This is a genomic window from Actinophytocola sp. KF-1 (assembly GCF_054661535.1).
This window is the reverse complement of record NZ_BAAFVK010000003.1, coordinates 608,954-634,846: the sequence shown is the minus strand read 5'-3', so window position 1 is coordinate 634,846 and position 25,893 is coordinate 608,954. Positions and strand designations below refer to the sequence as shown.

General features: G+C 71.7%; 23 protein-coding genes. 21 read left to right on the top strand and 2 right to left on the bottom strand.

Annotated elements, in window-relative coordinates; translation table 11 throughout:
• Positions 1-13 precede the first annotated feature (13 nt).
• Positions 14-946, bottom strand: coding sequence for a DUF5829 family protein (locus tag ACYQ77_RS12635; RefSeq protein ID WP_459710590.1), 933 nt, complete (start codon positions 944-946; stop codon positions 14-16).
• 125 nt (positions 947-1,071) lie between these two features.
• On the opposite strand from ACYQ77_RS12635, the gene ACYQ77_RS12630 reads away from it, so the two are divergent.
• Positions 1,072-3,426 (top strand): SGNH/GDSL hydrolase family protein, encoded by a 2,355-nt coding sequence (locus tag ACYQ77_RS12630; protein WP_459710588.1) that lies wholly within the window; start codon positions 1,072-1,074, stop codon positions 3,424-3,426.
• A gap of 743 nt (positions 3,427-4,169) precedes the next feature.
• Positions 4,170-4,835: an HNH endonuclease family protein gene (locus ACYQ77_RS12625; protein WP_459710586.1), complete on the top strand. Its 666-nt coding sequence runs from the start codon at positions 4,170-4,172 to the stop codon at positions 4,833-4,835.
• Positions 4,836-4,856: 21 nt separating this feature from the next.
• Here ACYQ77_RS12625 and ACYQ77_RS12620 read toward each other — a convergent pair whose 3' ends face one another.
• Positions 4,857-5,144 carry a cellulose binding domain-containing protein gene (locus ACYQ77_RS12620; protein WP_459710584.1) on the bottom strand — a complete coding sequence of 96 codons (288 nt, stop codon included), beginning with the start codon at positions 5,142-5,144 and terminating at the stop codon, positions 4,857-4,859.
• A gap of 434 nt (positions 5,145-5,578) precedes the next feature.
• Here ACYQ77_RS12620 and ACYQ77_RS12615 point away from each other — a divergent pair, with 434 nt between their 5' ends.
• The 19 genes from ACYQ77_RS12615 (at position 5,579) to ACYQ77_RS12525 (ending at position 25,822) form a co-directional block, all read left to right on the top strand.
• The gene (locus ACYQ77_RS12615; protein ID WP_459710582.1) at positions 5,579-7,258 is read left to right on the top strand and encodes a tetratricopeptide repeat protein; all 1,680 of its coding nucleotides are present in this window, start codon (positions 5,579-5,581) and stop codon (positions 7,256-7,258) included.
• A 55-nt stretch (positions 7,259-7,313) separates the two neighbouring features.
• Positions 7,314-8,261 (top strand): GNAT family N-acetyltransferase, encoded by a 948-nt coding sequence (locus tag ACYQ77_RS12610; protein ID WP_459710580.1) that lies wholly within the window; start codon positions 7,314-7,316, stop codon positions 8,259-8,261.
• Positions 8,262-8,338: 77 nt separating this feature from the next.
• Complete coding sequence (locus ACYQ77_RS12605) at positions 8,339-8,923, top strand: GPP34 family phosphoprotein (protein ID WP_459710578.1); 585 nt, start codon at positions 8,339-8,341, stop codon at positions 8,921-8,923.
• Between the two features lie 641 nt (positions 8,924-9,564).
• Entirely contained in the window at positions 9,565-10,965 is a 1,401-nt protein-coding gene (locus tag ACYQ77_RS12600) for a class I adenylate-forming enzyme family protein (RefSeq protein ID WP_459710577.1), read from the top strand.
• Between the two features lie 61 nt (positions 10,966-11,026).
• Positions 11,027-11,302, top strand: a complete 276-nt coding sequence (locus ACYQ77_RS12595; RefSeq protein ID WP_459710575.1) for an acyl carrier protein — start codon at positions 11,027-11,029, stop codon at positions 11,300-11,302.
• Entirely contained in the window at positions 11,299-11,544 is a 246-nt protein-coding gene (locus ACYQ77_RS12590; RefSeq protein ID WP_459710573.1) for a hypothetical protein, read from the top strand. Before ACYQ77_RS12595 ends, ACYQ77_RS12590 begins: the two co-directional genes overlap by 4 nt.
• Positions 11,537-12,628, top strand: coding sequence for a beta-ketoacyl synthase N-terminal-like domain-containing protein (locus ACYQ77_RS12585; RefSeq protein WP_459710571.1), 1,092 nt, complete (start codon positions 11,537-11,539; stop codon positions 12,626-12,628). The genes ACYQ77_RS12590 and ACYQ77_RS12585 overlap by 8 nt, the downstream gene beginning before the upstream one ends.
• Positions 12,625-13,089: a beta-ketoacyl synthase N-terminal-like domain-containing protein gene (locus ACYQ77_RS12580; RefSeq protein ID WP_459710569.1), complete on the top strand. Its 465-nt coding sequence runs from the start codon at positions 12,625-12,627 to the stop codon at positions 13,087-13,089. Before ACYQ77_RS12585 ends, ACYQ77_RS12580 begins: the two co-directional genes overlap by 4 nt.
• Before the next feature lie 14 nt (positions 13,090-13,103).
• Positions 13,104-14,711, top strand: a complete 1,608-nt coding sequence (locus ACYQ77_RS12575) for a class I adenylate-forming enzyme family protein (protein ID WP_459710568.1) — start codon at positions 13,104-13,106, stop codon at positions 14,709-14,711.
• A complete protein-coding gene (locus ACYQ77_RS12570; protein WP_459710566.1) occupies positions 14,708-15,958 on the top strand; it encodes a beta-ketoacyl-[acyl-carrier-protein] synthase family protein in 1,251 nt (416 codons plus the stop codon). The genes ACYQ77_RS12575 and ACYQ77_RS12570 overlap by 4 nt, the downstream gene beginning before the upstream one ends.
• Positions 15,959-15,963: 5 nt before the next feature.
• Entirely contained in the window at positions 15,964-17,034 is a 1,071-nt protein-coding gene (hppD, locus tag ACYQ77_RS12565; RefSeq protein WP_459710564.1) for a 4-hydroxyphenylpyruvate dioxygenase, read from the top strand.
• Positions 17,031-17,939, top strand: coding sequence for a phytanoyl-CoA dioxygenase family protein (locus tag ACYQ77_RS12560; protein ID WP_459710562.1), 909 nt, complete (start codon positions 17,031-17,033; stop codon positions 17,937-17,939). The genes hppD and ACYQ77_RS12560 overlap by 4 nt, the downstream gene beginning before the upstream one ends.
• A 27-nt stretch (positions 17,940-17,966) precedes the next feature.
• The gene (locus ACYQ77_RS12555) at positions 17,967-18,764 is read left to right on the top strand and encodes a DUF3050 domain-containing protein (RefSeq protein WP_459710560.1); all 798 of its coding nucleotides are present in this window, start codon (positions 17,967-17,969) and stop codon (positions 18,762-18,764) included.
• Positions 18,765-18,772: 8 nt separating this feature from the next.
• Complete coding sequence (locus tag ACYQ77_RS12550; RefSeq protein ID WP_459710559.1) at positions 18,773-19,798, top strand: methyltransferase; 1,026 nt, start codon at positions 18,773-18,775, stop codon at positions 19,796-19,798.
• Positions 19,795-21,018, top strand: a complete 1,224-nt coding sequence (locus tag ACYQ77_RS12545; RefSeq protein WP_459710557.1) for a cytochrome P450 — start codon at positions 19,795-19,797, stop codon at positions 21,016-21,018. The genes ACYQ77_RS12550 and ACYQ77_RS12545 overlap by 4 nt, the downstream gene beginning before the upstream one ends.
• A complete protein-coding gene (locus ACYQ77_RS12540; protein ID WP_459710555.1) occupies positions 21,015-22,226 on the top strand; it encodes a 3-oxoacyl-[acyl-carrier-protein] synthase III C-terminal domain-containing protein in 1,212 nt (403 codons plus the stop codon). Before ACYQ77_RS12545 ends, ACYQ77_RS12540 begins: the two co-directional genes overlap by 4 nt.
• A gap of 6 nt (positions 22,227-22,232) precedes the next feature.
• On the top strand, positions 22,233-23,030 hold the full coding sequence (locus tag ACYQ77_RS12535) for a hypothetical protein (RefSeq protein WP_459710553.1): 798 nt from the start codon (positions 22,233-22,235) through the stop codon (positions 23,028-23,030).
• A 160-nt stretch (positions 23,031-23,190) separates the two neighbouring features.
• Positions 23,191-24,438 carry an MFS transporter gene (locus ACYQ77_RS12530; protein WP_459710551.1) on the top strand — a complete coding sequence of 416 codons (1,248 nt, stop codon included), beginning with the start codon at positions 23,191-23,193 and terminating at the stop codon, positions 24,436-24,438.
• Entirely contained in the window at positions 24,428-25,822 is a 1,395-nt protein-coding gene (locus ACYQ77_RS12525; RefSeq protein WP_459710550.1) for a condensation domain-containing protein, read from the top strand. Before ACYQ77_RS12530 ends, ACYQ77_RS12525 begins: the two co-directional genes overlap by 11 nt.
• The last annotated feature ends 71 nt before the right edge of the window (positions 25,823-25,893 follow it).

Below are 25,893 nucleotides of genomic sequence, written 5' to 3'. Positions count from 1 at the left end.
CCCCGCGGCCGGCCTACCGCCTGCCTCGCGGGCCGTCGAACGTCCACACCGCCCGCGCCCACGGGCCGACCACCAGCGTGGAGCGGCCGATGCGTTCCTTGTGCCGGTACCCGGTCGGGTGGTTGAGCGACATCTCGACCTCCCGCAGTCCGATCCGGTCCGGCGGCGCGACGTCGAGACGGATCGTGGTGTCGTCGCTGTAGGCAACGACTCCACCTTTCGGGTGGTCCACGACCGTGAAGTCACCCGCTCGGAGGAGTGGCACGGTGTTCGCCAGGTCCCGTGCCGTGACAGCGATCCGCAGGCCGGTCACGTCCCGCATCAGGTGGTGGCGGTAGTCGTCCGAGAGGTACCGCTCGCGACCGACATCCCCGGCGTGGCTTGGGGGTTCGGTCTTGCTGCGGGGGTCGGCGAAGTACTCCGGGCGGTACTCCATCGCCCACGCGCCGAACGCGTCGTAGCGGTCCGTTGTGAACACCGAGTCGAACCACGGAATTGGCTTACCGTCACCAAAGTCGCGAGTTTGGGTGAACTCGATCGGACGAGTGATGCCTTGCTCGCGCAGTTCGTCGATGACCTCGGGGAGGTCCCTGGCGCACTCGGTCGACAGGCCCATGCCGCCGGCGCCCATGCCGCCGTCCGGGCCGGGCAGGTCGCCGGCCCCGAACAGTTCGAGGTACGTCTCGCGGCCCAGCAGGTAGCGGCCGGTCCACGTGTGACCGCCCGCGCCGGTGGTGGTGCGCAGCTCGAAGTTGGCGAAACGCCGCAGGTAGAACGAGTGCTCGATGGCGTCCGCGGTGCCTGCGTCGAGCACCCCGTAGATGTGGTTGAAGTGCAGCAGCCCGCGGGGTAACGCCTCGGCGCGCGTGTCCGCCACTCCTGCGGCCAGGAGGGGCACGGCGACGAGGGCAGCCAGAAGGGTGCGTGACACCCCGCGTTTGCGCATGCGCTCATGGTAGGAGCAACGATCATGAATCGCGGTCGAGCCACGGTCGCCGGACAGAAAACCGGACAACCCTTGACCGACTGGGACGGCTCTCGGTGCACTGGTCACCAAACCGAGGAGGTCCCATGTCCTACGTCCGGCGGTTAGGACTGGCGCTCGGCGTGACGCCGGCGCTGGTGCTCGCCCTCATCACACCGGCCACGGCAGCACCGCAGGGGCCGCCCGGCGACTGGGTCGGCACCTGGTCGGCGTCGGCGTCCGGCATCGTGCCGAACACACCCACCGGGTACGCCGACCGCACGGTCCGCAACGTCGTGCACACCAGCGTCGGCGGCACGCGGGTGCGGGTCGGGCTGACGAACGTCCTGGGCACGGCCGCCGTCCGGATGGCCGCGGTGACCGTCGCCGTCGCGGCCCGCCCGGACGCGCCGGACGCGGTCGGGGGCACGATGCGCGCGGTGACGTTCGGCGGCGCGTCGTCGGTCAGCATCCCGGCGGGCGGCGAGGTGCTGAGCGACCCGGTCGCCGTCACGGTGCCGGAGGACGGGGACCTGCTGGTCAGCGTGTACACCCCGGCGTCGTCCGGCCCGGTGACCTACCACCAGGTCGCGAACCAGACCTCGTACCTGACGCCGTCCGGCGACCACGCCGGCGACGAGACGGGTGCCGCGTTCACCGAGCAGATCGGCTTCTGGCCGTACGTGAGCAGGGTCGACGTGCGCGGGAGCGCCGAGGGCGCGGTGGTGACGTTCGGTGACTCGATCACCGACGGGAACGGCTCGACGCGCAACGCGAACCACCGGTGGCCCGACTACCTGGCCGACCGGCTGATCGCGGCGCCGGGGCCGTCGCGGCTCGGCGTGGTCAACGCGGGGATCAGCTCGAACCGGTTGCTCAACAGCACGTGGAACCCGAACGCACTGGCGCGGCTGGACCGGGACGTGCTGTCCGTGCCGGGCGCTCGTGCCGTGGTCGTGCTGCTGGGCATCAACGACATCGGCGGGCAGCCGCAGCACCGCGAGCCGGCGCCGATCATCGCCGCGCTGCGGCAGGTCGCGGCGCGGGCGAAGGCGCACGGCCTGCGGGTGATCGGCGGGACGCTGACACCGTTCGGCGGGTCGGGCAACCACACCGAGGAACTCGAGGGCGTGCGGCTCGCGGTCAACGAGTTCGTGCGCCACGGCGGCGCGTTCGACGCGGTCGCCGACTTCGACGCGGCGCTGCGCGACCCGGCCGACCCGCACCGGCTGCTGGCCGCGTACGACTCGGGTGATCACCTGCACCCGAAGGACGCGGGCTACCGGGCGATGGCGTCCGCGATCGATCTGCGCGTTCTCCGGCCGGGGCACGGGGGCGACTGGGTCGGCACGTGGCACACGGCGATGGCGCAGGCGTTGCCGGGCACCGACCAGGGGCTGCCGAACCACACGATCCGCAACGTCGTGCACACGAGCGCCGGCGGGCGGGCCGCCCGGATCCGTCTGTCCAATGTGTACGGAAAGGTGCCGGTGACGATGGGCCGGGTGACGCTCGCCGTCGCGGCCGGACCGTCCACACCGGACGCGGTGCCGGGCACCATGCGCCCGGTGACCTTCGGCGGCGACGGGTCGGTCACGATCCCGGCCGGTGCCGAGGTGCTGAGCGACCCGGTGGCCCTGGCGGTGCCCGCGGACGGTGACCTGCTGGTCAGCGTGTTCACGCCGGACCCGTCCGGACCGGTGACCGCACACCCGCGCGCGTACCAGACGTCGTTCCTCACATCGGCGGGCGACCACGCGTCCGACGAGCGGGGAACCGCGTTCACCACACCCACCCCGGCATGGCACTACGTGACCGCCATCGACGTCGACGCCCCGTCCGTGGACGGCGCCGTGGTCACCTTCGGGGACTCCATCACCGACGGCGACAAGTCGACGGCCAGCGCGAACGTGCGGTGGCCGGACGTGCTCGCCGACCGGCTCGCCGCCCGCCCCGGCCCGACCCGGTTGAGCGTGGTCAACAGCGGGATCAGCGGGAACCGGATCCTGGACAGCACAACGGGAATCGGCGGCCCGAACGCGTTCGCGCGGCTGACGCGCGACATGCTGGTGCCGACCGGCGCGCGGACGGTGATCGTGCTGGAGGGGATCAACGACATCGGGAACCTGGCACACCCCGATCCGGTGACGTTGGGCGCGGCGCTGACGCAGATGGCGGCGCGGGCGCACGCGTCGGGGTTGCGGGTCGTCGTCGGGACGATCACGCCGTTCATGGGGTGGCGGTCGTACAACGAGGAACGCGAGTCCGTACGCCAAGCGGTGAACGAGTTCATACGAACGAGTGAAGATTTCGACGGGGTCGTGGACTTCGACGCGGTGGTCCGGGAACCGTCCGATCCGCGGCGCTTGGCACCGCGGTACGACTCGGGTGACCACCTGCATCCCTCGGACGCGGGCTACCGGGCGATGGGGGAGGCGGTCGACCTGCGCCAGCTCGATTGAACGGTCCATTCAATCGGTAGGGGCGGCGGTTCCGGCGGTTCCGGTGTGCCCGGTGTCGCGGTGTGCCCGGTGTCGCGGTGTGCCCGGTGTCGCGGTGTGCCCGGTGTCGCGGTGTGCCCGGTGTCGCGGTGTGCCCGGTGTCGCGGTGTGCCCGGTGTCGCGGTCGTGTCCGCCGGTCGGTCGGGGCGTGGTCGGCCGGATGCCGATCCGGCCGAGCGCGGCGGTTCCTTGGGCAGGACCGGGGTTGCTGCGGGTCGTGGGGTGTGGTGGAGCGGTTGGGCGTGATTGGTTGTGTTGGTTGGGCTGTCGGGTTGCTGCGGGTCGTGGGGTGTGGTGGAGCGGTTGGGCGTGATTGGTTGTGTTGGTTGGGCTGTCGGGTTGCTGCGGGTCGTGGGGTGCGGTGGAGCGGCTGGTAGTGGTAATTCCTGGGCGGGACCGGGGCCGCGCGGGCAGCAAGTCGCGTCCGGCATGACAGGGAGGCATCTGGTCTGGCCGATTGAACGGTCCATTCAATCGGCCAGGGGCCCCCTGATTTCACGCTATCAGCGAGCACCGACAACGTTGAGCGGCGACCGCAGACGCGTCCCGGTCCCGCGCAGCGGGGCCGGGACGCGTCGCCGCTTCCGTCCCGAGAGATGCGTTCGGGACGGTTCCGCCGCTCGGACGCCACCACGCGGCCGTTCGAACCGCACCCGGCGTTTCGTTGCCGGGGAAGGCGCCGCCGGGATGCGAAGATCACCCGCGTGTCCCCCCGCGCCCGCTCCGGTTCCCACTCCACCCGCCTCCTCGGCCTCCTCGTAGCGCTCGCGATCGCGCTCGCCGTCTGGTGGTTCACCGGCGACCCGACCCGGGCGGACGAGACCGGAAAGGACACGGCACCGCTCCCGGCGGATCCGGCGACCGCGCTGGCCGCTCTCGACGGGCTGACCGTCGCGGAGGAGGACACCGGGTTCCGGTACGACCGGGACCAGTGGCCGCACTGGTCGGGGCAAGGCAACAGCTGCAACACGCGTGAGCTGGCGCTCCGGCAGCAGGGCACCGACGTCCGGACCGACGGTGAGTGCCGCGCGGTCGACGGCACCTGGGTGTCCAGCTACGACGGTGTGGTCATCCACGACGCGAGCGAGGCCGACCTCGACCACCTCGTGCCGCTCGCCGAGGCGGCGCGCAGCGGCACCCGCACGTGGACCCGCGACCAGCGGGAGGCGTTCGCCAACGATCTGAGTCAGTTGGTCGTCGTGTCGGCTACCAGCAACCGGCAGAAGGGCGACCAGGACCCCGCCAGCTGGCTGCCCGAGCAGAACCGGTGCGGGTACGTGATCCGGTGGGTGCTCACGAAGGACAAGTACGACCTGACCGTCGACCGGGACGAGCGGGACGCGCTGCGGGGTGTGCTGACCCACTGCTGAACCGGCCATGACCGGTGCCGCTCACCGCGCGGTGCAGTTCGGCGTCGGTCCGGTGCCGGTTCCCGTGCCCTGGAACCCGAACTCCACCGACATCGCGGCCGCGATCGCGCCGTTGTGGGCGAGTTCGTGAACGTCACGGTGCCCGCGGGTGGCCTCCCACGAGTGCACGATGGTCGCGCCCGGCGGCAGGGTGGTCGTGACCGTCCACCCGTTCACCGGGGCGGCGCCCGCGGTCACCGTCGCCGCGCAGCCGGTGTTGTCGCGCGGGGTGCCCTCCCGGCCGACGGCGAGCGGGTCGTAGCTGATCACGGCGGCGCCCGCGGAGAAGCTCGCGGACCGGCTTCGCGGTGCGGCGCGTGCCGTTCAGCGTCGTGAAGGGGTCGGGCAGGCGGGACTGCGCGGCCACCGCGAGCACGACGTGCTCGGTCAATTGCTCCGGAAAATTAGAAAAGCGCGCCGAAACATTTCGCTGCGCACTCCGATGTGGACGAACGCGACTCGGCCGGGTGGCCGTATTCCGTCCGCCGGGAATTCAGGGTGGTGACTGCAGCGAATGGCTCTGTACCAGTGTGTTTCGCCGCGGGTACGGTCCTGGTGATCATGATGGGCACGGGTGCGACGGAGGTGTGTGGCATGAAGAAGGTGACCGCGAAGAAGGCGGGCAGCACGCGGTTGACGGCCGGTTCGCGCAGGCTGTGGATCGAGTGGTGCTGGTGAGCTGAGTGCCGCGGTCGAGGAGTGCCATGACCACGTACGGACCGTTCGACTGCGACGCGTGGGCGGCCGGGCCGTACGGCGGCGTCGGCGAGTTCCTGAGGCTCGTCGTCGCGGAACTCCTCGGCCGCGCACCGGACCTGGTCGAACGGCACGCGGTCGAGCTCGTCAGCGCGGTGCCGGAGCTCGCGCCACTGCTGCCCGCATCGGCGACGGCCGCGCTCGACCTGACCACCGACGTGCAGATCCGGTTCCACCCGGCGGCACGCACCCGCGCGCTCGCGTTCGGTCTGGCCGAACTCGTGCGGGCGTGGGACAGACCGGCGCATCTCGTGCTCCACAACGTGGACAGGGCCGACCGCACGACCGTGGAGCTGCTCGACGCGTTCCGCCGCGTGCCGGCGCTGACACTGGACGTCGACGGCGGATCGCCGGCGCCGGAACCGGAAACCGATCCGGTGGCACTGCGTGCGGCGCTGGGTGCCGCCATCGCCAGGGGTTTCCACGACCACGGGCGGCGCGTCGCGACCCGCGGGCTCGCCCTCGTCGGCACGGACCTGGCCTGGCCGTTCACGACCGGGCTCGCGACGTGCCTGACCGCGCTCGGCGAACCCGCCGCCGCGCGGGACCTCTACCTCGGGGTCGTCGACGCCACCGACGACCCCGCGATCCTGATGTCGGCGTCCGCGTCGCTCGGCGTCCTGCACGCCCGGCACCTCCCCGCCGACCCGGCGACCGCCCGCGACTGGCTCGACCGCGCCATGGCACTCGCGGCGAAACTCCCGGAACCACGCCGGACGGTGCTCACCGTGTTCCACGGGCAGGGACTCGCGCTGCTCGACAGCAAGGCAGGCGACCACGAACGCGCGTTGCGGACCATCGACGAGGGCATCGCCGCGCTCGACCGTGTGCTCGGGCCGGGGGAGCGGCGGCAGGACCGCGCCCGGCTCGTCCACAACCGCGCGCAGGTCCACCTCGCCATGCGCAGGCCGGACGCCGCGCTCGCGGACCTCGACGCGGTCATCGCGATGGACCCGTACAACGCGGAGTACTACGTCGACCGCGCGTCGCTGCTGCGGGCGGCGGGCCGGGCCGAGGAGGCGCTCGCCGACTGCACGGCGGCGATCCGCTGGCACCCGCACCTCCCGGAGGCGTACTACAACCGGGCCGATCTGCTCCAGGCCGTCGGCGAACCGTCGGCGGCGCTGGCGGATCTGGACCGGGTGCTGGCGCAGCAGCCCGCGCACGCGGACGCGCTGACGAACCGCTCCGCGCTGCGGTACGAATCAGGTGACGCCGAGGGCGCGGCGGCCGACGCCCGCGCGGGACTGGCCGTGGCGCCTGGGGATCCGCACCTGTTGTGCGCGCTGGGCCTCGTGCACGCGGACCGGGGTGAGCACGAGGTCGCCGACGAGTTGTTCAGCCGGGCGCTGGCGGGCCGTCCTGATTTGACGGAGGCGCTGGTGAACCGGGCCACCACTCGCTTCGAGAGGGGGGATGTGGCGGCGGCGATCGCCGACCTCACGGCCGCGCTGTCCCTGGCCGACGACCCGGTCACCCGGTACAACCGGGGCCACGCACACCGGGCACTGGGCGACGCCCGGTCGGCCGCGGCCGACTTCATGGCGGCGTTGTCCCTCGACGACGGGGGTGACGCGGAGTTCACGGCGGAGCTGCGTGCGGCGCTCGCGGAGTGCGCCCCTGGTTGACGCGGTGCGGGAAACGGTTCGACGGCGGCGCGCGCTGCTGACACAGTGGCGCACCATGACCACCGTCGAGACCGTGACCGCCGACGACGTGCGGCTCATGCAGGGGCTGGCGCAACAGCTCACCGCCACCCGTCCCGAGTTGGTGAACAGCGACGCGTCCTACGGCGAGCTGGCCTGGAACTGGGGCAAGGGGCACGCGAGCGAGGGCGGGAGCTGGCGGCGCCGCCTGTGGTTCTCCGGCGGCGACCTCGTCGCGTGGGGGTGGGCGCAGCTGCCGCGCCGGGTGCGGCGCAACGACGGGTCGGTCAGGGACGTCACCGGCGCCTACCTCGCGTACCAGGTCCACCCCGGCCACGCGGCCCTCGTCGACGACGTGATCGACTGGTTCGACGGCACCGCCGGGAACGTCGAGCGCACGGTCCTGCCCGGCGCCGCCGACACGTTCGCACTGGAGCGGTGGGCGGCGCACGGCTACCGGCCCGATCCCGCGGGGACGGGCGACACCGGGTACTGGACCCAGCTCAACGAGCGGGACCTCACCGACCTCGAGGAGCCGGTACTTCCGGACGGGTTCCGGTTCCGCACCGCCGACGACGCCGGGCCCGCCGCCGCGGTCCAGGCCCACGTGGACGCGTGGGCGCCCAGCCCGTACACCGCGGCGAGCTACGACGGCGTCCGGCGGACCGCCGCCTACCGCGGTGATCTGCACGTCCTGGTCGAGGCGCCGGACGGCGTGATGGCCGCCTCGACGATCATGTGGTTCGACGCGGTGAACAGGACCGCCGAGTTCGAGCCCGTCGGCACGCACCCCGGCTACCGGCGCCGCGGCCTCGGCCGGGCCATGCTCCTGCACGGGATGCGCCTGGCGCGGGCCGCCGGGGCCACGCACATGACCGTCGCCTGCCTTGGTGCGCCCGGGCATCCCAGCGCTCGGGAGCTGTACTACGGCGTCGGGTTCCGGCCGGTCTCGCGGGACGTGCCGCACATCAGGTACGCGGACTGAGTACCGCCGTGTAGTGGCACGCCACCGCGTGGCCGGCACCGCCATCCACATCGGAACGCCCGGCTAACCTTGTCGGCGTGCTGCTCGTCGACGAACTGTTGTTGCTCGCCGTCGCCGCGGAGAACGAGGGCTGGGGCCTCGCGCCCGACGGGCAGCCCGTCGTGGCGCCGAGGATGACCGTCGCCGCGGCGGTGGCGGTGCTCGCCGACCTCGCGTTGCTCGGCCGTGTCGTGCCGGGGCGCGAGGTCGTCGACGTCGAGTCGACCGGGGACGCCGACCTCGACGCCGCGCTCGGGGTGGTCGCCGCCCAGGAGCAGGCGATCGCCGCGTGGGTGCGGGCGGTCGCCGCCACGCGTCCCGATCTGGCCCGGCTGTCCAGGCTGCGCGCGGACCGGGTGCTGACCGAGTACGACTCCAGGGCCGCGACGCCGGCCCGGCGCCTCTTCGCGCCCGAGGACGGTCCGGAGGTCGCGATCCTCGGCCGTCTGCACCGGGCGCTGGCGCGGGGGAGTGGCGACCCGTCGACCGTGGCGCTGGCCGAGCTGGTGCGCGCCACCGGGTTGCACGAGCGATGGTTCCGGGGGACCTCCGCGCAGGAGCGGGAAAGCAGGCTCGCCGCGCTGCTCCCCGCCGACGGCTGGATCACCGGCGCGTTGACGTGACTGCCGGCAGTCGTCCGGTCGCTGCGTGTTCCCCCGGTTTGTGCGGGGCGCGTCCGGGGTGCACACTTCTCGGACCACGTCGCGTACGGCCGAACGGGTGAGGTGTACCCCGGTGCGGGTGAGCCCAGCGCGCTGACCAGGTCCAGCTCGTCACACCGGACCTGATTGTCCTTTTAGGAATCGATCGCCGCCTGCCATCACACGCCGTGAGTTTTCCTTCGCGCAAGTGGACGAACAGTCACCGGAATTGTTGCGGAAATAGTTGACTTTCGTACGAGACGCCCAGGGTTTGTACTCCATTTCGCCCCATACGGTGGGACGGAGGACGGCATCCCGGGAATGGTGCCCGGGATGTCCTGTTCCGGGGTGCGAACCGTCGGCCGAATGGCCGTCAGGCCTCGACGGAGCGGGCAGCCGGTCGGGCAGAACCGCAGGTCAGCGGCATGGTCAACACGCTTGGTTCAGTCCTGGTCAAACAGTCCGTAATCGACTCATTACGTTAAGCGTCGTTCACCGTTTGTCTTCTCAGTGCGCGGAATCTGACGTACGCTCCACTTCGCCGTCGGCTGAGGGGCCCTGGCGGCAACCCGGTGCACGCCCTCAAGAAGGGCGAATTTGTGCTGCACATTTCTAGTCGGGAGGTGACGGCGATTACGGCCACGGAACCGCTGCGAACCGGTGCGTCGGAATGGGTCGACGAGGTATTGCTGAATGGCGCAGACAATGACGTCTGTTTACACCTGAAGACTGGCCCGATTGCCCGCTCCGCGCTACGCCGGCTGGTCCGCGACAAGCAGGAGGCCCTGGTCGCCGCGGGGTTGCGGCCCGGCGGCTGCGTTGCGCTGAACCTGCCGCCCTCGCTCACCTACGTCGCCAACCTGCTGGCCGTCTGGCGGATCGGCGCGCAGGCCGTGCTGCTCGACCACCGGCTCACCCGTTACGAAGTCGACGCCGCGCTCGATCGTCTCGGTGTGCAGGTCCTCGTCGCGGTCGGGGCCTCGCACGGCAGCCCGCTGGACGTCTTCCACGACGTGACGGAGGTGATCACCACCAGGGACGGCAGGCAGGCGGCCACACCGCACGCCGTCCTCCAGCTCAGTTCCGGCTCCACCGGCCCGTCCAAGGTGATCGGCCGAACGGCCGAGGACCTGGTCGCGGAGGTGCACCGGTACACGCTGATCGACGGCGTGCCGCTGCCGGGCGAGCGGATCATCCTGCTGCCGTCGATGGTGCACGTCCTCGGTCTGGTCGGCGGTCTCCTGTACGGGCTGCACGCGGGGATCGAGCTGGTGCCGCCCCGGCGGCTCACCGGCGAGGCGATCCTCGACGCGGTCGCGTCCGGGACCGCACCGGCCACCGTGCTCGGCGTGCCGTTCCACATCGGACTCCTGAACTCGGTGGCGGAACCGCGCAAACTCCCACAGCTCAAGCGGATGACCACCGGCGGGGAGCTGGTGCCCGCCGCCGTCTCGGCGAAGTTCGACGAGAAGTACGGCGTGCCGCTCGGGAACATGTGGGGGATGACGGAGCTGGGTGTCATCGCGACCGACCTGTTCGGGGCGCACCGCCCGGCGCTGATGCCCGCACCCGGGATCGAGGTCCGCGAGGTCGACGGCGAGCTGCGGATCCGCAGGCCCGAGTCGCCGTACGTCGGGTTGTCCGACCCGGCGCGGTGGGCCGACGGCTGGCTGCACACCAAGGACGCGGGCCGGGTCGACCCGGACACCGGACTCGTCACCGTGCTCGGCAGGCTCGACTCGCAGGTGTCGGTCGGCGGGCTCAAGGTCGACCTGACCGAGGTGGAGCACACGCTCACCGAACTGCCCGGCGTCGCCGCCGCGGTCGTGTTGTACGACAAGGAGATCACGGCGTTCGTCCAGTTGGCAGGGGACGCCACCGGGCAGTCGGTGGAGGCCGCGCTCGCCGAGCGGATCGCCGCGTACAAGAGACCGAAGACCACGCACTTCGTGACCGCGCTGCCGCGCACCACGACGGGGAAGCTCGTCCGCGACCGCAACGTGCTCCACGACACGATTTCCTGAAAACCCTTACGGGACAGCGGTTCCCGACGAGTACATCGCAAACACAGTAGAAGGTGAGCAAATGAACGCTGCTGAGGTCCGTGAGTTCGTGCTGGAGACCCTCCAGGAGATGAACTACGACATCGAGGGTGTCGACGACGACAGCACGCTCGGCCCGGCGGGTGTCGACCTGGAGTCGCTGGCGATGGCGGAGCTGGCGGTCCGCGTCGAGGACCGGTTCGGTGTGCGGTTCGCCGAGGAGGAGTCCGAGGAACTGGCGCTGATGACCGTCGGGGAGTTCACCAGGACGGTCGCCGAGCGCGCATCGAACGTCGCCGGTGCGGGTCAGGCGGGATGACGCGACAGCCCGCCGTGGGGCGCGACGACGTCGTGTCCATGATCGCGAGCCTCGGGGACAGACCGGTCGACGAGGTCGGCGACCGGGTCGACTCGATGCAGCTCGCGTGGCTCATGCACCAGGTGGAACAACGCTACGGCGTGGAGATAGAGCTGAACGACGGGCAGTTCGCCCGGATGAGCACAGTGGACGGTGCGGTCGAGGTGTTGCGCGAGGCGATCGGGACGGTCCCGCATGACTGAACCCCCGTTACGGACCGGCATCACGGGGCTGGCCGCGGTCAGCGCACTCGGGAGAGGAGCGCAGGCCCAGCTGGCAGGCGCACTCGCCGGTGGCGCCGCGTTCGGTCCGGTGCGCCGGTTCGACGTCGGCGGGCGCAGGACCACGGTCGCGGCGACGCTGCCGGACGCGGGCACGCTCGCGGACGAGCTGGCGGGCGTGATCGACGAGGCATGCACCGGGCTTACCCCGGCGCAGCGGTCGGAAACCCCGCTGCTGCTGGGAGTTCACGGGCACCCGGACGCGGGCCGGGACGCCACGGCGACCACGGCGGGGTTCGCCGGGGACGTGGCGGCGCGGACCGGGCTCGCCGGGGTGGCACGCGTCTACACGTGTGCGTGCGTCTCCGGCAGCACGGCGGTCGCCGACGCGGCCGCGTCGATCCGGGCGGGACGGTCCGGCCGGGTCGTGGTGGCGGCGGGCTACCTCGTGGAACCGGACCAGTTCGCGCTCTTCGACGCCGGGCGGGCACTGGCGAAGGACGGCGTGGCACGCCCGTTCAGCACCGGCCGGAGCGGACTGGTGCTCGGCGACGCGGTCTCGGCGGTCGTCCTGGAACCCTTCGGGGACAGGGAGGTCCTGGCCGAGGTCGCCGGGTGGGGTCGTGCCGGCGACGCCCACCACGTGGTCAAACCGGACCCGGAAGGGCGCGGGATGGCACGGGCGATCGGTGACGCGCTGCGGCGCGGCGGCATCGACCCGGACGCGGTCGGGTACGTGAACGCCAACGCGAGCGGCGCGGACGGTGACGGCGCGGAGGCGGCGGCACTGCGTCGAGCCCTTGCCGGGCAACGGGTTCCGGTGAGTTCGACGAAGTCCGTGCACGGGCACGGGCTGGAGGGCTCCGGCCTGCTCGAGCTCGTGGTCACGGTGCTCGCGGTGCAGGCGGGGAAGCTGCCCGCGACCGCGGGGCACCTCGGCGCCGACCCGGCGTGCGACCTGGACCTGATCGTGGACGCGCCGAGGCGGGCGACGAGCCCGTACGCGCTGAGCGTCAACGCGGCGTTCGGCGGCGCCAACACGGCCGTGCTGGTGCGTGCGTCATGACCGAACTCGCCACCGCGACCGTGCGGGAACCCGCGCCACTGCCCGGGTTCGTGTTCTCGTCGTTCAGCCCGCTCGTGGCCGCCGCCGCGGACGAGTGCCTGGCGACCCGTCACGGAAACGCGCCCGCCGCCGACCACATCGGGGAGCGCACCGCGATCGTGGTCGTGAGCGGGAGCGGGGACGCGGCGATGGCCGAGCACGTGGCGCACGCGGTCGACCACGGCGCCCGCATCGGACCGCTGCTGTTCTTCCAGGCCGTGCCCAACAGCGTCGCCGGGCACGTCGCCGCCAAGTGGGGCCTGCGCGGCCCCGTGGTCTGCCTGTGCCCGACCGGGGAGCCGAAGGCCGAAGGGCTGGCGCACGCACGACTGCTGATCGACGACGGGGACGCCGACGAGGTGCTGGTGGTCCTCGTGGAACAGGCCGGCGCGGAGACCGCGCATGCCGTGCTGGTGAGCTGAAGGGAAGAGTCACGATGAACGCAAAGGGCCTGCGTGCCGTGCTGGCCGCCGACCCGGACATCGGTGCGGGCAACGTGCTGCACACGGTGCTCGCGCACGGCGCCGATCCGGACGGGCCCGGGCTGATCTTCGACACCGAGGTCGACGGCCACCCGGCCGAGCACGAGTTCACGCTCGGCGAGCTGGACCGCATGGTGGACGCCCGCGCCGCGTGGCTCTCCGCGCGGGGCATCCGCAGACGGGACCCGGTCGCCGTGTGGGCGACCGCGGCCGCCGACACCGTCCTGAGCTTCCTCGCCCTCACCCGCATCGGCGCGATCCCCGCGCTGATGAACGGGAAGATGGCCCCGGAGATCGCCGCCGAGTTCATCCGCAGGCTGCGCGCACGGGGCGTGCTCGCCGACGCCGCCCACACCGAGCTGCTCGCCGGGCACGACCTCGGCGCCGAGCTCCTCGGCACGCCGGCGGAACTCGCGTCGGGCGACCCGGCCGCCGCGCCGCCGCACTACCGGCACCACCAGGACGACCCGGTGGTCATCACGCACACGTCCGGCACCACCGGCGTGCCGAAGGCCGTGCTGCACCTGCACCGCACGCTGTTCGCCTCGCAGCGGCACCTGCTCAAGATGCCGCAGGCGCAGGGCACGAACCGGGTGCTGAACGCGCTGCCGATCCCGCACACCGCGACCGTGCTGATGGTGTGCCAGATCCTGTGCAACCGCGGGAAGATGCTGTGCCTGTCCCAGCAGGACGGCGCCACCGTGCTGGCCGCGATCGAACGCTGGCACCCGGAGGCGGTGTACGGGTTCGCGGTCACGTGGGCGGACCTCGCGCACTTCGACCTGTCCACTCGGGACGTCGACTCGGTGCGGATGTGGTTCAACACCGGCGACTGCGCGCACGAGACGCACATCCGGCGGCTGGTCGCGGTCGGGGCGCGCGAGACCGTCACCCGGGAGGGGCGGCAGCGGATCCGCGGCTCGCACTTCGTCGACGGGCTCGGCTCGTCGGAGATGGGCCACAACGGCTTCCACGTCACCCACACCCCCGACAGCGACCACTACGGCCGCCGCATCGGCAGGCCGTACAAGTTCGCCGAGTGCGTGGTGCTCGACGACGACGGCAACCAGCTGCCCGCAGGCAAGGTAGGCAGGCTGGGCTTCCGGTCGCCGACGCTCTCGCCCGGCTACTGGAACGACTCGGGCACCACGTTCCGCGCCCGGCTGAACGGTTACTTCCTCACCGGCGACCTCGTGTACACCGACGAGGAGGGCAACTTCTACCACGTGGACCGCGACCCGGACGCCGTGGTCGGCGAGGGCTTCTACACGGCACTGTCCGAGGAGCGGATCCTCGCGGCCTGCCCGGACGTGCTCGACTGCACGGTGGTGATCGTGCCGGAGGACGGCAGGATCGTCACCGACGTGCTCCTCGAGCTCGCGCCGGACGCCGACGCGGGGGCCGACCGCACCGAGGCCATCCGCGCCGCGCTCGGCGAGCAGGTCGGCGCGACGCTCGACCGCGTGGTCGCCGTGCGGCAGGAGGACATCCCGCTGACCGTCACCGGCAAGGTCCGCAAGTTCCTGCTGCGCCAGCAGCACCTGAGCAAGGCGCCGGCATGAGCGCGGCGACCGTCACCGGCATGGGCCTGCTGACCCCGGTCGGCAGGGGCGTGGAGGAGGTCTTCCACGCGCTGTGCGTCGGGAAGTCGGGGCTCGCCGTGCCGCCGGAGGGGCACCCGGCCGCGGACTCGGTGGACGTCGGCGGCTTCGTCCCGGACGTCGACCCGCGCACGGTCGTGTCGGGGCCCGCCGCGTCGGTGGTGGACAAGACGGTGGTGCTGGCGCTGCTGACCGCGGCCGACGCGCTCGCCGACGCGGGCATCGAGGTCGGCAGGGACGTCGACCCGGAACGCGTCGGTGTGGTCGTCGGCGGGGTCGGCGGCATGGCGACCCTGGAGAAGCAGGTGCTGGCGCGCGGCGACCGCGGCCGGACGTCGGTGAGCCCGTACCTGCTCACCGGGATCCTGCCGAACATGCCCGCGGCGCGGATCGCGATCACGCACGGGATCCGCGGGTACAGTTCGAGCATCGGCACCGCGTGCGCGTCGGGTGCGCAGGCCATCGCCGACGCGCTGCGGCTGATCCGGTCCGGTGACGCCGACGTGGTGGTGTGCGGGGCCAGCGAGGCGCCGCTGTTCCCCACGTTCGCCGACACGTTCGGCAACGCGCGGGCACTCGCCCGGCGGTGGGACGACCCCACGGCCGCGAGCCGCCCGTTCGACACGAGACGCAACGGGTTCGTGCTCGCGGAAGGCGCGGCGATGCTCGTGCTGGAGCGGGCCGAGCACGCGAACGCCCGCGGCGCGGCCGGGTACGCGGACGTGCGTGGCTGGGGCGCCACCACCGACGCCCACCACCCGACCACGCCACGGCCCGACGGGTCCGGCGCGGCCGAGTGCATGCGCAGGGCGCTCGCCAGCGCGGGACTGGCCCCGGCGGACATCGGCTACGTCAACGCGCACGGCACGTCGACCAAGCTGGGCGACGTCGCGGAGACCGCGGCGCTGGCCGCGGTGTTCGGTGTGGACGGTCCGCCGGTCAGCTCGACCAAGTCGCTGACCGGGCACATGCTCGGCACCTCCGGCGTGGTCGAGGCGGCGGCCTGCGCCATGGCGGTGGCGCGCGGCGTGCTGCCACCCACCTACAACCTCGACGAGGTGGACCCGGCCTGCCCGGGCAACCACATCAGGACCACGCCGCTGGAGCGCGAGACGGGCCACGCCCTGTCGAACTCCTTCGGCTTCGGCGGCCAGAACGTGAGTCTGGTGCTGAGCGCGGCCAGCACCGAGAAGAAGCGGAACGGTTAGGGCACATGAATCTCAACGGGATAGACCACATCGAGCTGTACGTCGGAGACGCACGACAGGCTGCGTTCTACTACTGCACCGCCTTCGGGTTCCGGGTCCAGGGGCAGGGCGGGCCGGAGACCGGCCTGAAGGGCCAGCGGTCGCTGCTGCTGACCCAGGGCGACGTCCGGATGGTCCTCACCTCGCCGCTCGTCGCCGACCACCCGGCCGCCGAGTTCGTGCGCAGGCACGGCGACGGCGTCGCGGTGATCGCGCTGGAGGTGGACGACGCCGAGGCGGCGTACGAGGACCTGGTGCACGCGGGCGCCGCCTCGGTGTCCGCGCCCGCCAAGTACACCGAGGGCGACGCGTCGGTCACGACCGCCGAGGTCATCGGCTTCGGCGACATCACGCACCGCCTGGTGCAGCGCACCGGGCCGAGGACCGAGTTCCTGCCCGGCGTGTTCCTGATGGCGGACGTGGACGAGGCGGACGCGGCCCCGCTGCTGAAGGTGATCGACCACTTCGCGGTGTGCGTGCCCGCGGGGCAGCTGGACTCGACGGTCAAGCACTACGAGGACGTGTTCGGGTTCTCGCAGATCTTCGAGGAGTACATCGAGGTCGGCGCGCAGGGCATGTCGTCCAAGGTCGTGCAGAGCCCGTCGAAGCTGATCACGCTGACGCTGATCGAGCCGGACACGAGCCGCGAGCGCGGCCAGATCGACGACTTCCTCGCCTGGCACGGCGGCGCGGGTGTGCAGCACGTCGCGTTCACCACCGACGGCATCACCAGCACGGTGGGCGCGCTCGCCGCGCGCGGTGTGCGGTTCGCGAGCACCCCGCCGACCTACTACGACGCGCTGGCCGAGCGGGTGCCCGACCTCGCGGTGCCGGTCGGCGACCTGCGTGACGCCGGCGTGCTCGTCGACACCGACCACTGGGGTCAGCTGCTGCAGATCTTCACCGAGTCGATGCACGTCCGCAGGACCCTGTTCCTGGAGATCATCGAGCGCCGGGGCGCGCTCACCTTCGGCAGCGGCAACATCAAGGCGCTGTACGAGGCGAAGAACCGCGAGCTGGTTGGAGGGCTTCGGTGACCACTACCGAACGTTTCGCACTGTCCGAACAGGACCTCGAGCTGCTGCCGTCCGACGAGGACGTCGCGTTCTACGCCGAGCACGGCTGGTACCTGTCGAAGAAGCTGTTCACCGACGAGGAGGTGGACGCGCTGGTCGCGGCCAGCGAGGCGTACTACGCCGGCGCGCGGGACCGCACGCTGCCCGTCCGCCCGCCGCGGCTCGCGTACTGGACGCCGGACCAGGGCGACGTCCAGCGGCACAACGACTACGTGCACTACGAGAGCGACCCGCTCGCGAAGCTGCTGCTCAAGCCGGTGCTCGGCGCGGTGGCCGCGCGGCTCGCGCAGGCCGAGGAGATCCGCGTCTTCCAGTCGACGCTCATCTACAAGCCGCCGATCGCGGGGTTGCCCTCCAACATCGTGCCCTGGCATTTCGACAAGCACTATTGGGCCTCGTCTTCTTCGGAAAACATGCTCACCGCTTTCATCCCGTTCCACGACTGCACCGAGGAAATGGGCACCATCACGATGGTGGACGGCAGTCACCGGTGGAAAGAGATCGGTGCGGACGACAGCACCACCCGCCATTTCGCGGAACGGGACCGGTCGCAGCTGGAACAGATGCTGTCCGAGAACGCGGCGTACAACGGCGCCGAGGTGCGCAAGGTCCCGATGGTGATTCCCAAGGGGCACATGAGCTTCCACCACTGCAAGACCTACCACGGCAGTGGTGCGAACGTGAGCGACCGGCCGCGCCGTGCCGTTTCCCTGCACCTGCAGGACGGCGCGAATGAATTTCGCAAATTCCCGTTGTCCGATGGCAGTCTGGCGTTCTACAATCATGACAGCCTGGTCCGGAAAACGCCGGACGGCCGCCCGGACTACTCCGATCCGGATTACTGTCCCGTTCTGTGGCGCCGCTGACCACATCTATCGAGGAGCGACAAACAATTGTCCAGATATGACTGGGGACAGACGCATCCGGGAATCGAGCGGCTCGAGAAGTCGGTGAGCGAGGCCCGCGACCGGGTCGTGCGGCACCCGCTGTACGCCGGCCTGGACACGCACGAGGCCATCGTCACCTTCATGGAGCACCACGTCTTCGCGGTGTGGGACTTCATGTCGCTGCTGAAGTCGTTGCAGCGCGAGCTGACGTGCGTCACCGTGCCGTGGATCCCGACCGGCCCGACCGGCAGCCGCAGGCTCATCAACGACATCGTGATGGTCGAGGAGTCCGACGAGCTCGGCGACGGCTTCATCAGCCACTTCGAGCTGTACGTCAACGGCATGCGCGAGGCGGGCGCCGACACCACGGCCATCGACAAGCTGATCGAGCTGCTCCGCGGCGGCGCGAAGGTGACCGACGCGCTCGTCGCGGCCGGCGTGCCCGCGCCCTCGGTCGACTTCGCGGGCACCACCTGGAACATCATCGAGAACCTGCCGGTGCACTGCCAGGCCGCCGCGTTCGCGTTCGGCCGGGAGGACCTGATCCCGGACATGTTCCAGCAGGTGGTCGCGATCAACGAGCGCAGCAAGAAGCTGAACACGTTCGTGGACTACCTCGAGCGGCACATCGAGGTCGACGGCGAGTTCCACACGCCGATGGCCATGCAGATGGTCACCGACCTGTGCGGCGACGACGAGCAGAAGTGGGCCGACTGCGCGGAGACCGTGAACACCGCGCTCGCCGCGCGCGCGAGGCTGTGGGACAGCATCCTGGTGGCCGTCAAGAACCGCGCCGACGGGTGACGACGGCCGTGGGGGAGACAACGGTGGCCGGCGGGTTCGCCCGGCGCAAGCTGCTCGGCATCCTGTCGAGCAGCTGGGTGGCGCAGTGCTGCTACGCCGTGGCGAAGCTCGGCGTGCCGGACCTGCTGGCGGACGGTCCGCGCTCGGTCGACGAGCTGGCCGCGCGCAGCGGTGCCAGCCCGGACGTGCTGGCGCGGCTGCTGCGCGGCATGGCCTCGATCGGCCTGTTCCGCAGGACCGCGCCGAGGACCTACGCGCTCACGTCGGTCACCGAGTGCCTCCGCTCGGACGTGCCGCACTCGCTGCGGCAGATGGCGATCCTCGACGGCGAGGAGGTGTTCCGGTCCTTCGCGGACATCCTGCACACCGTGCGGACCGGGGCGCCCGCCTTCGACATGATCTACGGCGAGCCGTTCTACGACTACATCAACGGCAACCACGCGGTGGCCGCGACGTTCGCGGACGCCATGAACGCCAACCAGGTGCCGAAGGCGCTCGCGGCGTGCGACCTGTCCGGGGTCGGCACGCTCGTGGACGTCGGCGGCGGCAGCGGCGGACTGCTCGCCGAGGTGCTCGCCACGCATCCGGGGATGCGCGGCGTGCTACTCGAACTGCCGGAGGCGATCCGCGCGGCGGGCAAGAAGCTCGCCGAGGCGGGGCTCGCGGGCCGGGTGGACCTGGTCGAGGGCAGCTTCTTCGACGGCGTGCCGGAGGGCGGCGACGCGTACGTGCTGGCGCGGGTGCTGCACAACTGGCAGGACGACAAGGCCGTCCGGATCCTGCGGCGGGTGCACGCGGCCATGGCGCCCGGCACGCGGCTGGTCGTGTTCGAGCAGCTGGTGCCGGACGAGGACAGCGACCCGGACGCCGCGTCCGGGATGGTCGACCTGCTGATGCTCGTGCTGCTCGAAGGGCACGACCGGACCGAGCAGCACTACCGGAGACTGCTGACCGACGCCGGGTTCGCGATCGAGACGGTCCACCACGGCAGCGGCCCCAGCGCGGACAGCGCGATCGTGGCGGTGAAAGCGTGATCACGGAAACTTCCCTGCGGTCGTTGCTCTCGGCGGAAGGACGGCGGGACCCGAACCCGTTCTACGCCGAGCTGCACCGACAGGGCCCGGTGTGCCTGCTGCCGGACCCGGCCGACCGGTTCGACGTGGTGGTGCACGGCTACGACGCGGTGCACCACGCGCTGCGCGACCCGGCGCTGCACGTGATGACCAGCGAGTACCCGGACCGCCGGGGCGGCAGGCTGTGGCGTGCCCACCCGGCGCTCCAGGTGCTGGTCAGATCGATCTTCTTCATGGAGGGCGACGAGCACACCACCGTGCGCAGGCTGTTCAGCCAGGCGTTCAGCGCACGGCGGGTCGCCGCCCTCGAACCCGCGGTCGAGCGGATCGTGGCGCGCCGCCTCGACCGGCTCGCCGAACTCGGCGCCGCCGGGAAACCGGTGGACCTGCTGGCGGACTTCGCGCTGCCGGTGCCGAGCGACGTCGTCGGCGAACTGCTCGGCGTGCCGGAGGCCGACCGCGAGTGGTTCCCGGAGCGGGTGCGTGCCTTCGGCGCGATCCTCGACCTCGGGGCGGGCGTGTGGCGGTTCCAGAAGGCCGCCGACGAGGCCGCGGAGGACCTGACCGGGTACTTCCACGAGCTGGTGGCGAAGCGGCGCGCGGCACCGCGCGACGACCTGGTGAGCGCGCTCGTCGCCGACGACGACGTCGAGCTGGACGACGACGTGCTCGTCGCGAACCTGCTGACCATGTACAACGGCGGGTTCGTCACCACGAGCCACCTGATCGGCAACAGCGTGCGGATCCTGCTGGACGACCCGGCGGAGAAGGCACTCGTGCTCGCCGACCCCGCGCGGGCCGACGGGTTCATCCAGGAGGTGCTGCGGTGCGAGCCGCCGACGCACTTCTCCATTCGCTGGGCGGCTGAGGACACGGAGGTGGCCGGGGTGCCGATCACGAAAGACAGCAGGGTGCTCGTGCTGCTGGGTGCCGCGAACCGCGACCCGGCGAAGTTCACCGACCCCGACACGTTCGACCCGGGCCGTGACGAGGGGCAGCCCCTGTCGTTCAGCGCCGGCATGCACTACTGCCTGGGCGCCGTGCTGACCAAGCTGGAGAGCAAGGTCGCCGTGCCCATGCTGCTGCGCCGCTTCCCGGACCTCGCGCTCGCGGGCGACCCCGGCGAGCGCACCACCCTGATGCTCCGCGGTTACGAGTCGCTGCCGGTGAGAGTGACATGACGACGACACTGGCCGACGTGGCCGCGTTCCTGCCGGAGCGCGTGGTGACCGTCGAGGAGCTCGGCCCCGAGCTGGGGCTCACCCCGACCCAGGTGCGGGTCCTGCGGCGGTTCAACGGGCTCGGCGAGGTGCGCAGGCAGCGCCCCGGCGAGACGCTGGCCGACCTCCTGGAGGGGGCGGCGCGGGCGCTGCCGACGCTGCCGGGCCGCGAGCACCTCGTGCGGTACGTGATCCACGCGCGCGGTGTGCCGGTGGTCGCGCCGTACCCGGTCAACCCGGTGCACGAACTGCGGGCACGGCTCGGCCTCGGCGCCGCGACGGCGTTCACGATCACCCACCACGCGTGCGCCTCCGGGCTGCTCGCCATCGACATCGCGGGCCGCATGCTGGCCCGCGACGGCGACCCGTCGGCGCTCGCGCTGGTGGTGGCGGGCGAGCAGCTGTTCACCCAGGACGAGCGGCTCGGCGCCGACCAGCGGGTGTTCGGCGAGGGCGCCGGCGCGTGCCTGGTCGCCGCCGACGGTCCCGGCGACGTGCTGCTGTCCTACGCGGCCGGCCAGCGCGGCGACCTCGACCACTGGAGCACCGACGGTCTCGGCGCCATGGACCGGTTCGCGCAGGACTACACGGAACTGCTGAGCGAGGTCATCCTCGACGCGGTGAAGCAGGCCGACATGTCGCTCGACGACATCGCGCTGGTGCTGCCGCACAACGTGAACGTCGTGTCGTGGCGGCGGGTCTGCAGGCGGATCGGGCTGCCGCTCGACCGGGTGCTGCTCGACAACGTCCCGCTGGCGGGCCACACGCCGTCCGCGGACACCTTCATCAACCACGCGTCCGCGGTCGCGAAGGGGCGGTTGTCGCCCGGCGACCGCTACCTCACCGCCGGGGCGGGGCTCGGTGCGGTCTTCTCGGCCATGGTCTTCGAACACAGGAGCGGACAGATGCTGGCAACCGAGCTGCGCACACGGGTCGTCGACGCCCTCGGCGTCCTGCTGGGACGGATGCTGGGCGCGGACGTCACCGTGTCGGCGGAGACGCGGCTGTTCGACGAGCTGGGGCTGTCCTCGTCGAAGACGCTCGAGCTGCTGCTCGCGCTCGAGGAGGAGCTGGACATCCAGGTCGACGTCGAGGACATCGACCGCCGCGACCTCGCGTCGGTCGGCTCGCTCGCCGACTTCGTGGTCGCCCACGCGGACGGTGTGTGACCCGGGATGTACCTGAGAGCGCTCGCCCACCACACCGACGACGGGCACTCCGCCCTCGCCGCGCACCCCGCGCTGCGGACCTACCTCGGCGACCTCGCCGGGACCAGGGGTCTCGCGGTGCGCGAGGACGAGCTGGGCACCGGGCACGCGTACGCCGAGCTGGCGGAACCCGCGATCGCGGCGCTCACCTCGGCGGACGAGCCGGTCGACCTGCTGGTGCTGGCCTACGGCGTGCCGGACGTGCAGCCCGGTCGCAACACCGCGCTGCACCTCGCGGCGCGCTGCCCGGGCAGGCCGCACGGGTTCGCGGTGTGCGACCAGGGGGTCGCCGCGGCGTTCACCGCGCTGCGGCTGATCGCCGACCACGACGTCGACCGCGCCGTGCTGGTGGTGGCCGAGCAGACCGCGGTGCCCTACCCGCTGGTGGCGGACGCACCCGTGCCGGACCGGCACTCGGCGGTGGCGCTGCTGCTGGAGCGGGGCCCGTCCCCGGTCAGCGTGCGCCAGCACGTCGACCTGCCCGCGGAGGCGGTGGACGCCGTGCTGGCCGCGGACATCGCCGAACTGTCCGGACCGCGCGACGACGTGCGGCTCGTCCTCGGGTCCGGAGTGGACGGACCACCGGACGGGCTGCCCTACACCGGGCTGTGGGCCCGCCTGAACGACGGCGAACCCGGCGGACTGCTGGTGCTCGCCGACTACGACCCCGGGCTCGGCTACCTGTGCGTGGCCGGGCTCGAGAGAAGCCCCCGGCCGACCGCCCTCGCGGTGGCGGCCGGTGCACCGGAACGGGAGGAGGTGTAGCGGACATGGCGGTCAAGGACTGAAACAGCGCTGCTGAAAGCAGCTAGTTCTCTCGTGCCGAGAGACGTGGCGGCCCTCCCGCGAGAGGGCCGGTGCGGGGGCGGCGACACCCGCCCCCGCACGCTCTCCCGGCCATTCTACGTGAAGGAGCAGTCACCCCATGCGCATACCGTGGCTCGGGTTGCCCGCGAAGAGCGGGTTGCTGGTCGTGGTCGGCCTGATCGACTCGACCGGTACCGGGCTGTTCATCGCCGGGGCCGCGGTGTTCTACACGCGGGGGGCCGGGCTCTCCATCGCCGAGGTCGGCATCGGCCTCACCGTCGCCGGCCTGTGCGGGCTGGTGGCGCTCACCCCGCTCGGCATGCTGGCCGACCGCATCGGGCCGCGGCCGGCCGCGGTGCTGCTGCACTTCTGGCGCGCGGCGGGGTTCTTCGCGTACGCGTTCGTGCACGACTTCGTCACGTTCCTGGTCGTCGCCGTGGTGGTGGGCATACCGGCACGCGCGGTCGACCCGGTCAACCAGATGTACGTCGACCGGCACATCGGCAAGGAGCTGCGGACCAAGGTGATGGCCGCGTTCCGGGTCGTCGCCAACGTCGGGTTCACGCTCGGCGCGCTGCTCGCCACCGTGATCATCGCGATCGGGACGCGGGAGGCGTTCCTCGCGATCGTCATCGGCGACGCGCTCACGTTCGTGCTCGCCGGGATCCTCCTGGCGAAGGTGCCGCTGATGGCGGACTACACGCCGACCCGGCGCACCGTGCGTGGCTGGCCGACGTCGCTGCGGCAGGGCCGGTTCCTCGGGGTCGCGGCACTGCACGCGGTGTTCGTGCTGCACATCCCGCTGCTGTCGATCGGCATCCCGCTGTGGATCACGGAGCACACGTCGGCGCCGTCGCTGATCGTCGGGCCGCTGATCGTGCTCAACACGGTCCTCGTGATCCTGCTGCAGGTCCCGTTCAGCCGGGGCACGGAGACCCGCGAGGGTGGTGTCCGCGCTCTGCGGCTCGCGTCGCTGTCGCTCGCCGGGTGCGCCGCGGTGGTCGCGTTCGCGGGCGAGACGCCGACGGCCGTGACCGTCGTGCTCCTCGTGGCCGGGATGGTGCTGCTGACGTTCGGCGAGCTGTTCCAGGTCGCCGGCGGGATCAGCGTGTCCTACGACCTCGCGCCGCGGGACCGGCAGGGGGAGTACCTGGCGGTGTTCTCGCTCGGCACCGCCGCGATGTACACGGTCGGCCCCGCGCTCGTGACGATCGGGGTCGTCGAGCGCGGCGCGTTCGCCTGGCTGGGCCTCGCCGCGGTCTTCGTGGTCGCCGGGCTCTTCATCCGCCCCGCGGTCGAGGCGGCGGCCGCCCAGATCGAGAAGACACACCCCAAGGCAGTAGAGGAACCCGAACATGCCGGATGAGGACAGATTGCCCCAGGGCGAGGTCGTGGCCCGCATCGCCGTGCCGTTCCACGGCGAAGGGGAGGGAGAGGCCGACCTCACGTGGGGGCAGATCGGGCTGTGGCAGTCGATCGAGGCCTCCGGGATGTCGAAGACCGTGTTCCACGTCGGCGAGGTCGAGCAGGGAACGACCGTCGACGACGTGGCCGCGCGGCTGCGGTTCATGGTGTCCCGGCACCAGGCGCTGCGCACCACGCTGGTGCTGCGCGAGGACGCGCCGCCCCGGCAGCGCTGCCACACCTCCGGTGAGGTCACGCTGACCGTCGTCGACGCGGGTGCGGACGACCCGGCGCTGGTCGCCGAGGCGGTGTCGGAGCGCTGGCAGCACGAGGAGTTCGACTACGGGACCGAGTGGCCGATCCGGCTCGCCGCGATCCGCAAGGACGGCGAGCTCACCCACGTGGTGACGGTCATCCTGCACACGTCCATCGACGCCTACGGGCACAGCGCGCTGGCCGCCGACGTCGCCGCCGGTCCGGACGCGGGCCCGGTCACCGCCCTGCAGCCGCTGGAACAGGCGGCGCGGCAGGCGAGCCCGGCCGGGCAGCGGCAGAACGCGGCGTCGCTGAAGTACCTGGAGCGGGTGCTGCGGACCATCGACGCGAGCCGCTTCGGCGAGCCGAAGTACGGCGGCGAGCGGTGGATCGACATGATCCACTACCGGTCGCCCGCCACGCTGCTCGCGATCCGCGCCGTCGCCGCGCGGGAGAAGATCGACGACTCGCCGGTGCTGCTCGCGAGCTTCGCCGTCGGTCTCGCCCGGTTCACCGGCGTGAACCCGGTGATGGCGATGCTCATGGTGGGCAACAGGTTCCGGCCGGGGCTCGCCGACTCGGTGAGCGCGCTGATCCAGCTGAGCCCGTACATGATCGATGTCGCCGACACGACCATGGGCGACGCGGTGTCGCGGGCCGCGGCGAGCGCGATCAACGCGTACAAGAACGCCTACTACAACCCGTACGAGCAGGACGAGGTCATCGAACGGGTCGAGCGGGAACGCGGCGAGGAACTGGACCTGTCCTGCTTCTACAACGACCGGCGGCAGCAGACCCGCAGCCACCTCGGCGCGGAGATCCCGACGGCGCACGAGATCCGCGCGGCGCTCGCGCACAGCTACCTGTCGTGGGACCCGGAGATCAGCATGCCGCGGCGGAAGATCTACTTCAACGTGGACGACCCGCCCGGCGCCATCGAGTTCGTGATGTCGGTCGACCGGCGGTACTTCGACCGGTCCGACATGGCGACGATCATGCGCAACATCGAGGAGGCGGCCGTGCAGGCCGCGCTCGAGCCGGCCGCGCCGACCGGGATCACCAGGAAGGTGGCCACCGGAGCGGCCCACTGAGTGTCCAGAACGGACAGCAGGTGCCAGGGGAACGGAGGTGATTTTCAGATGCGTATCGAGGACAAGCCCGC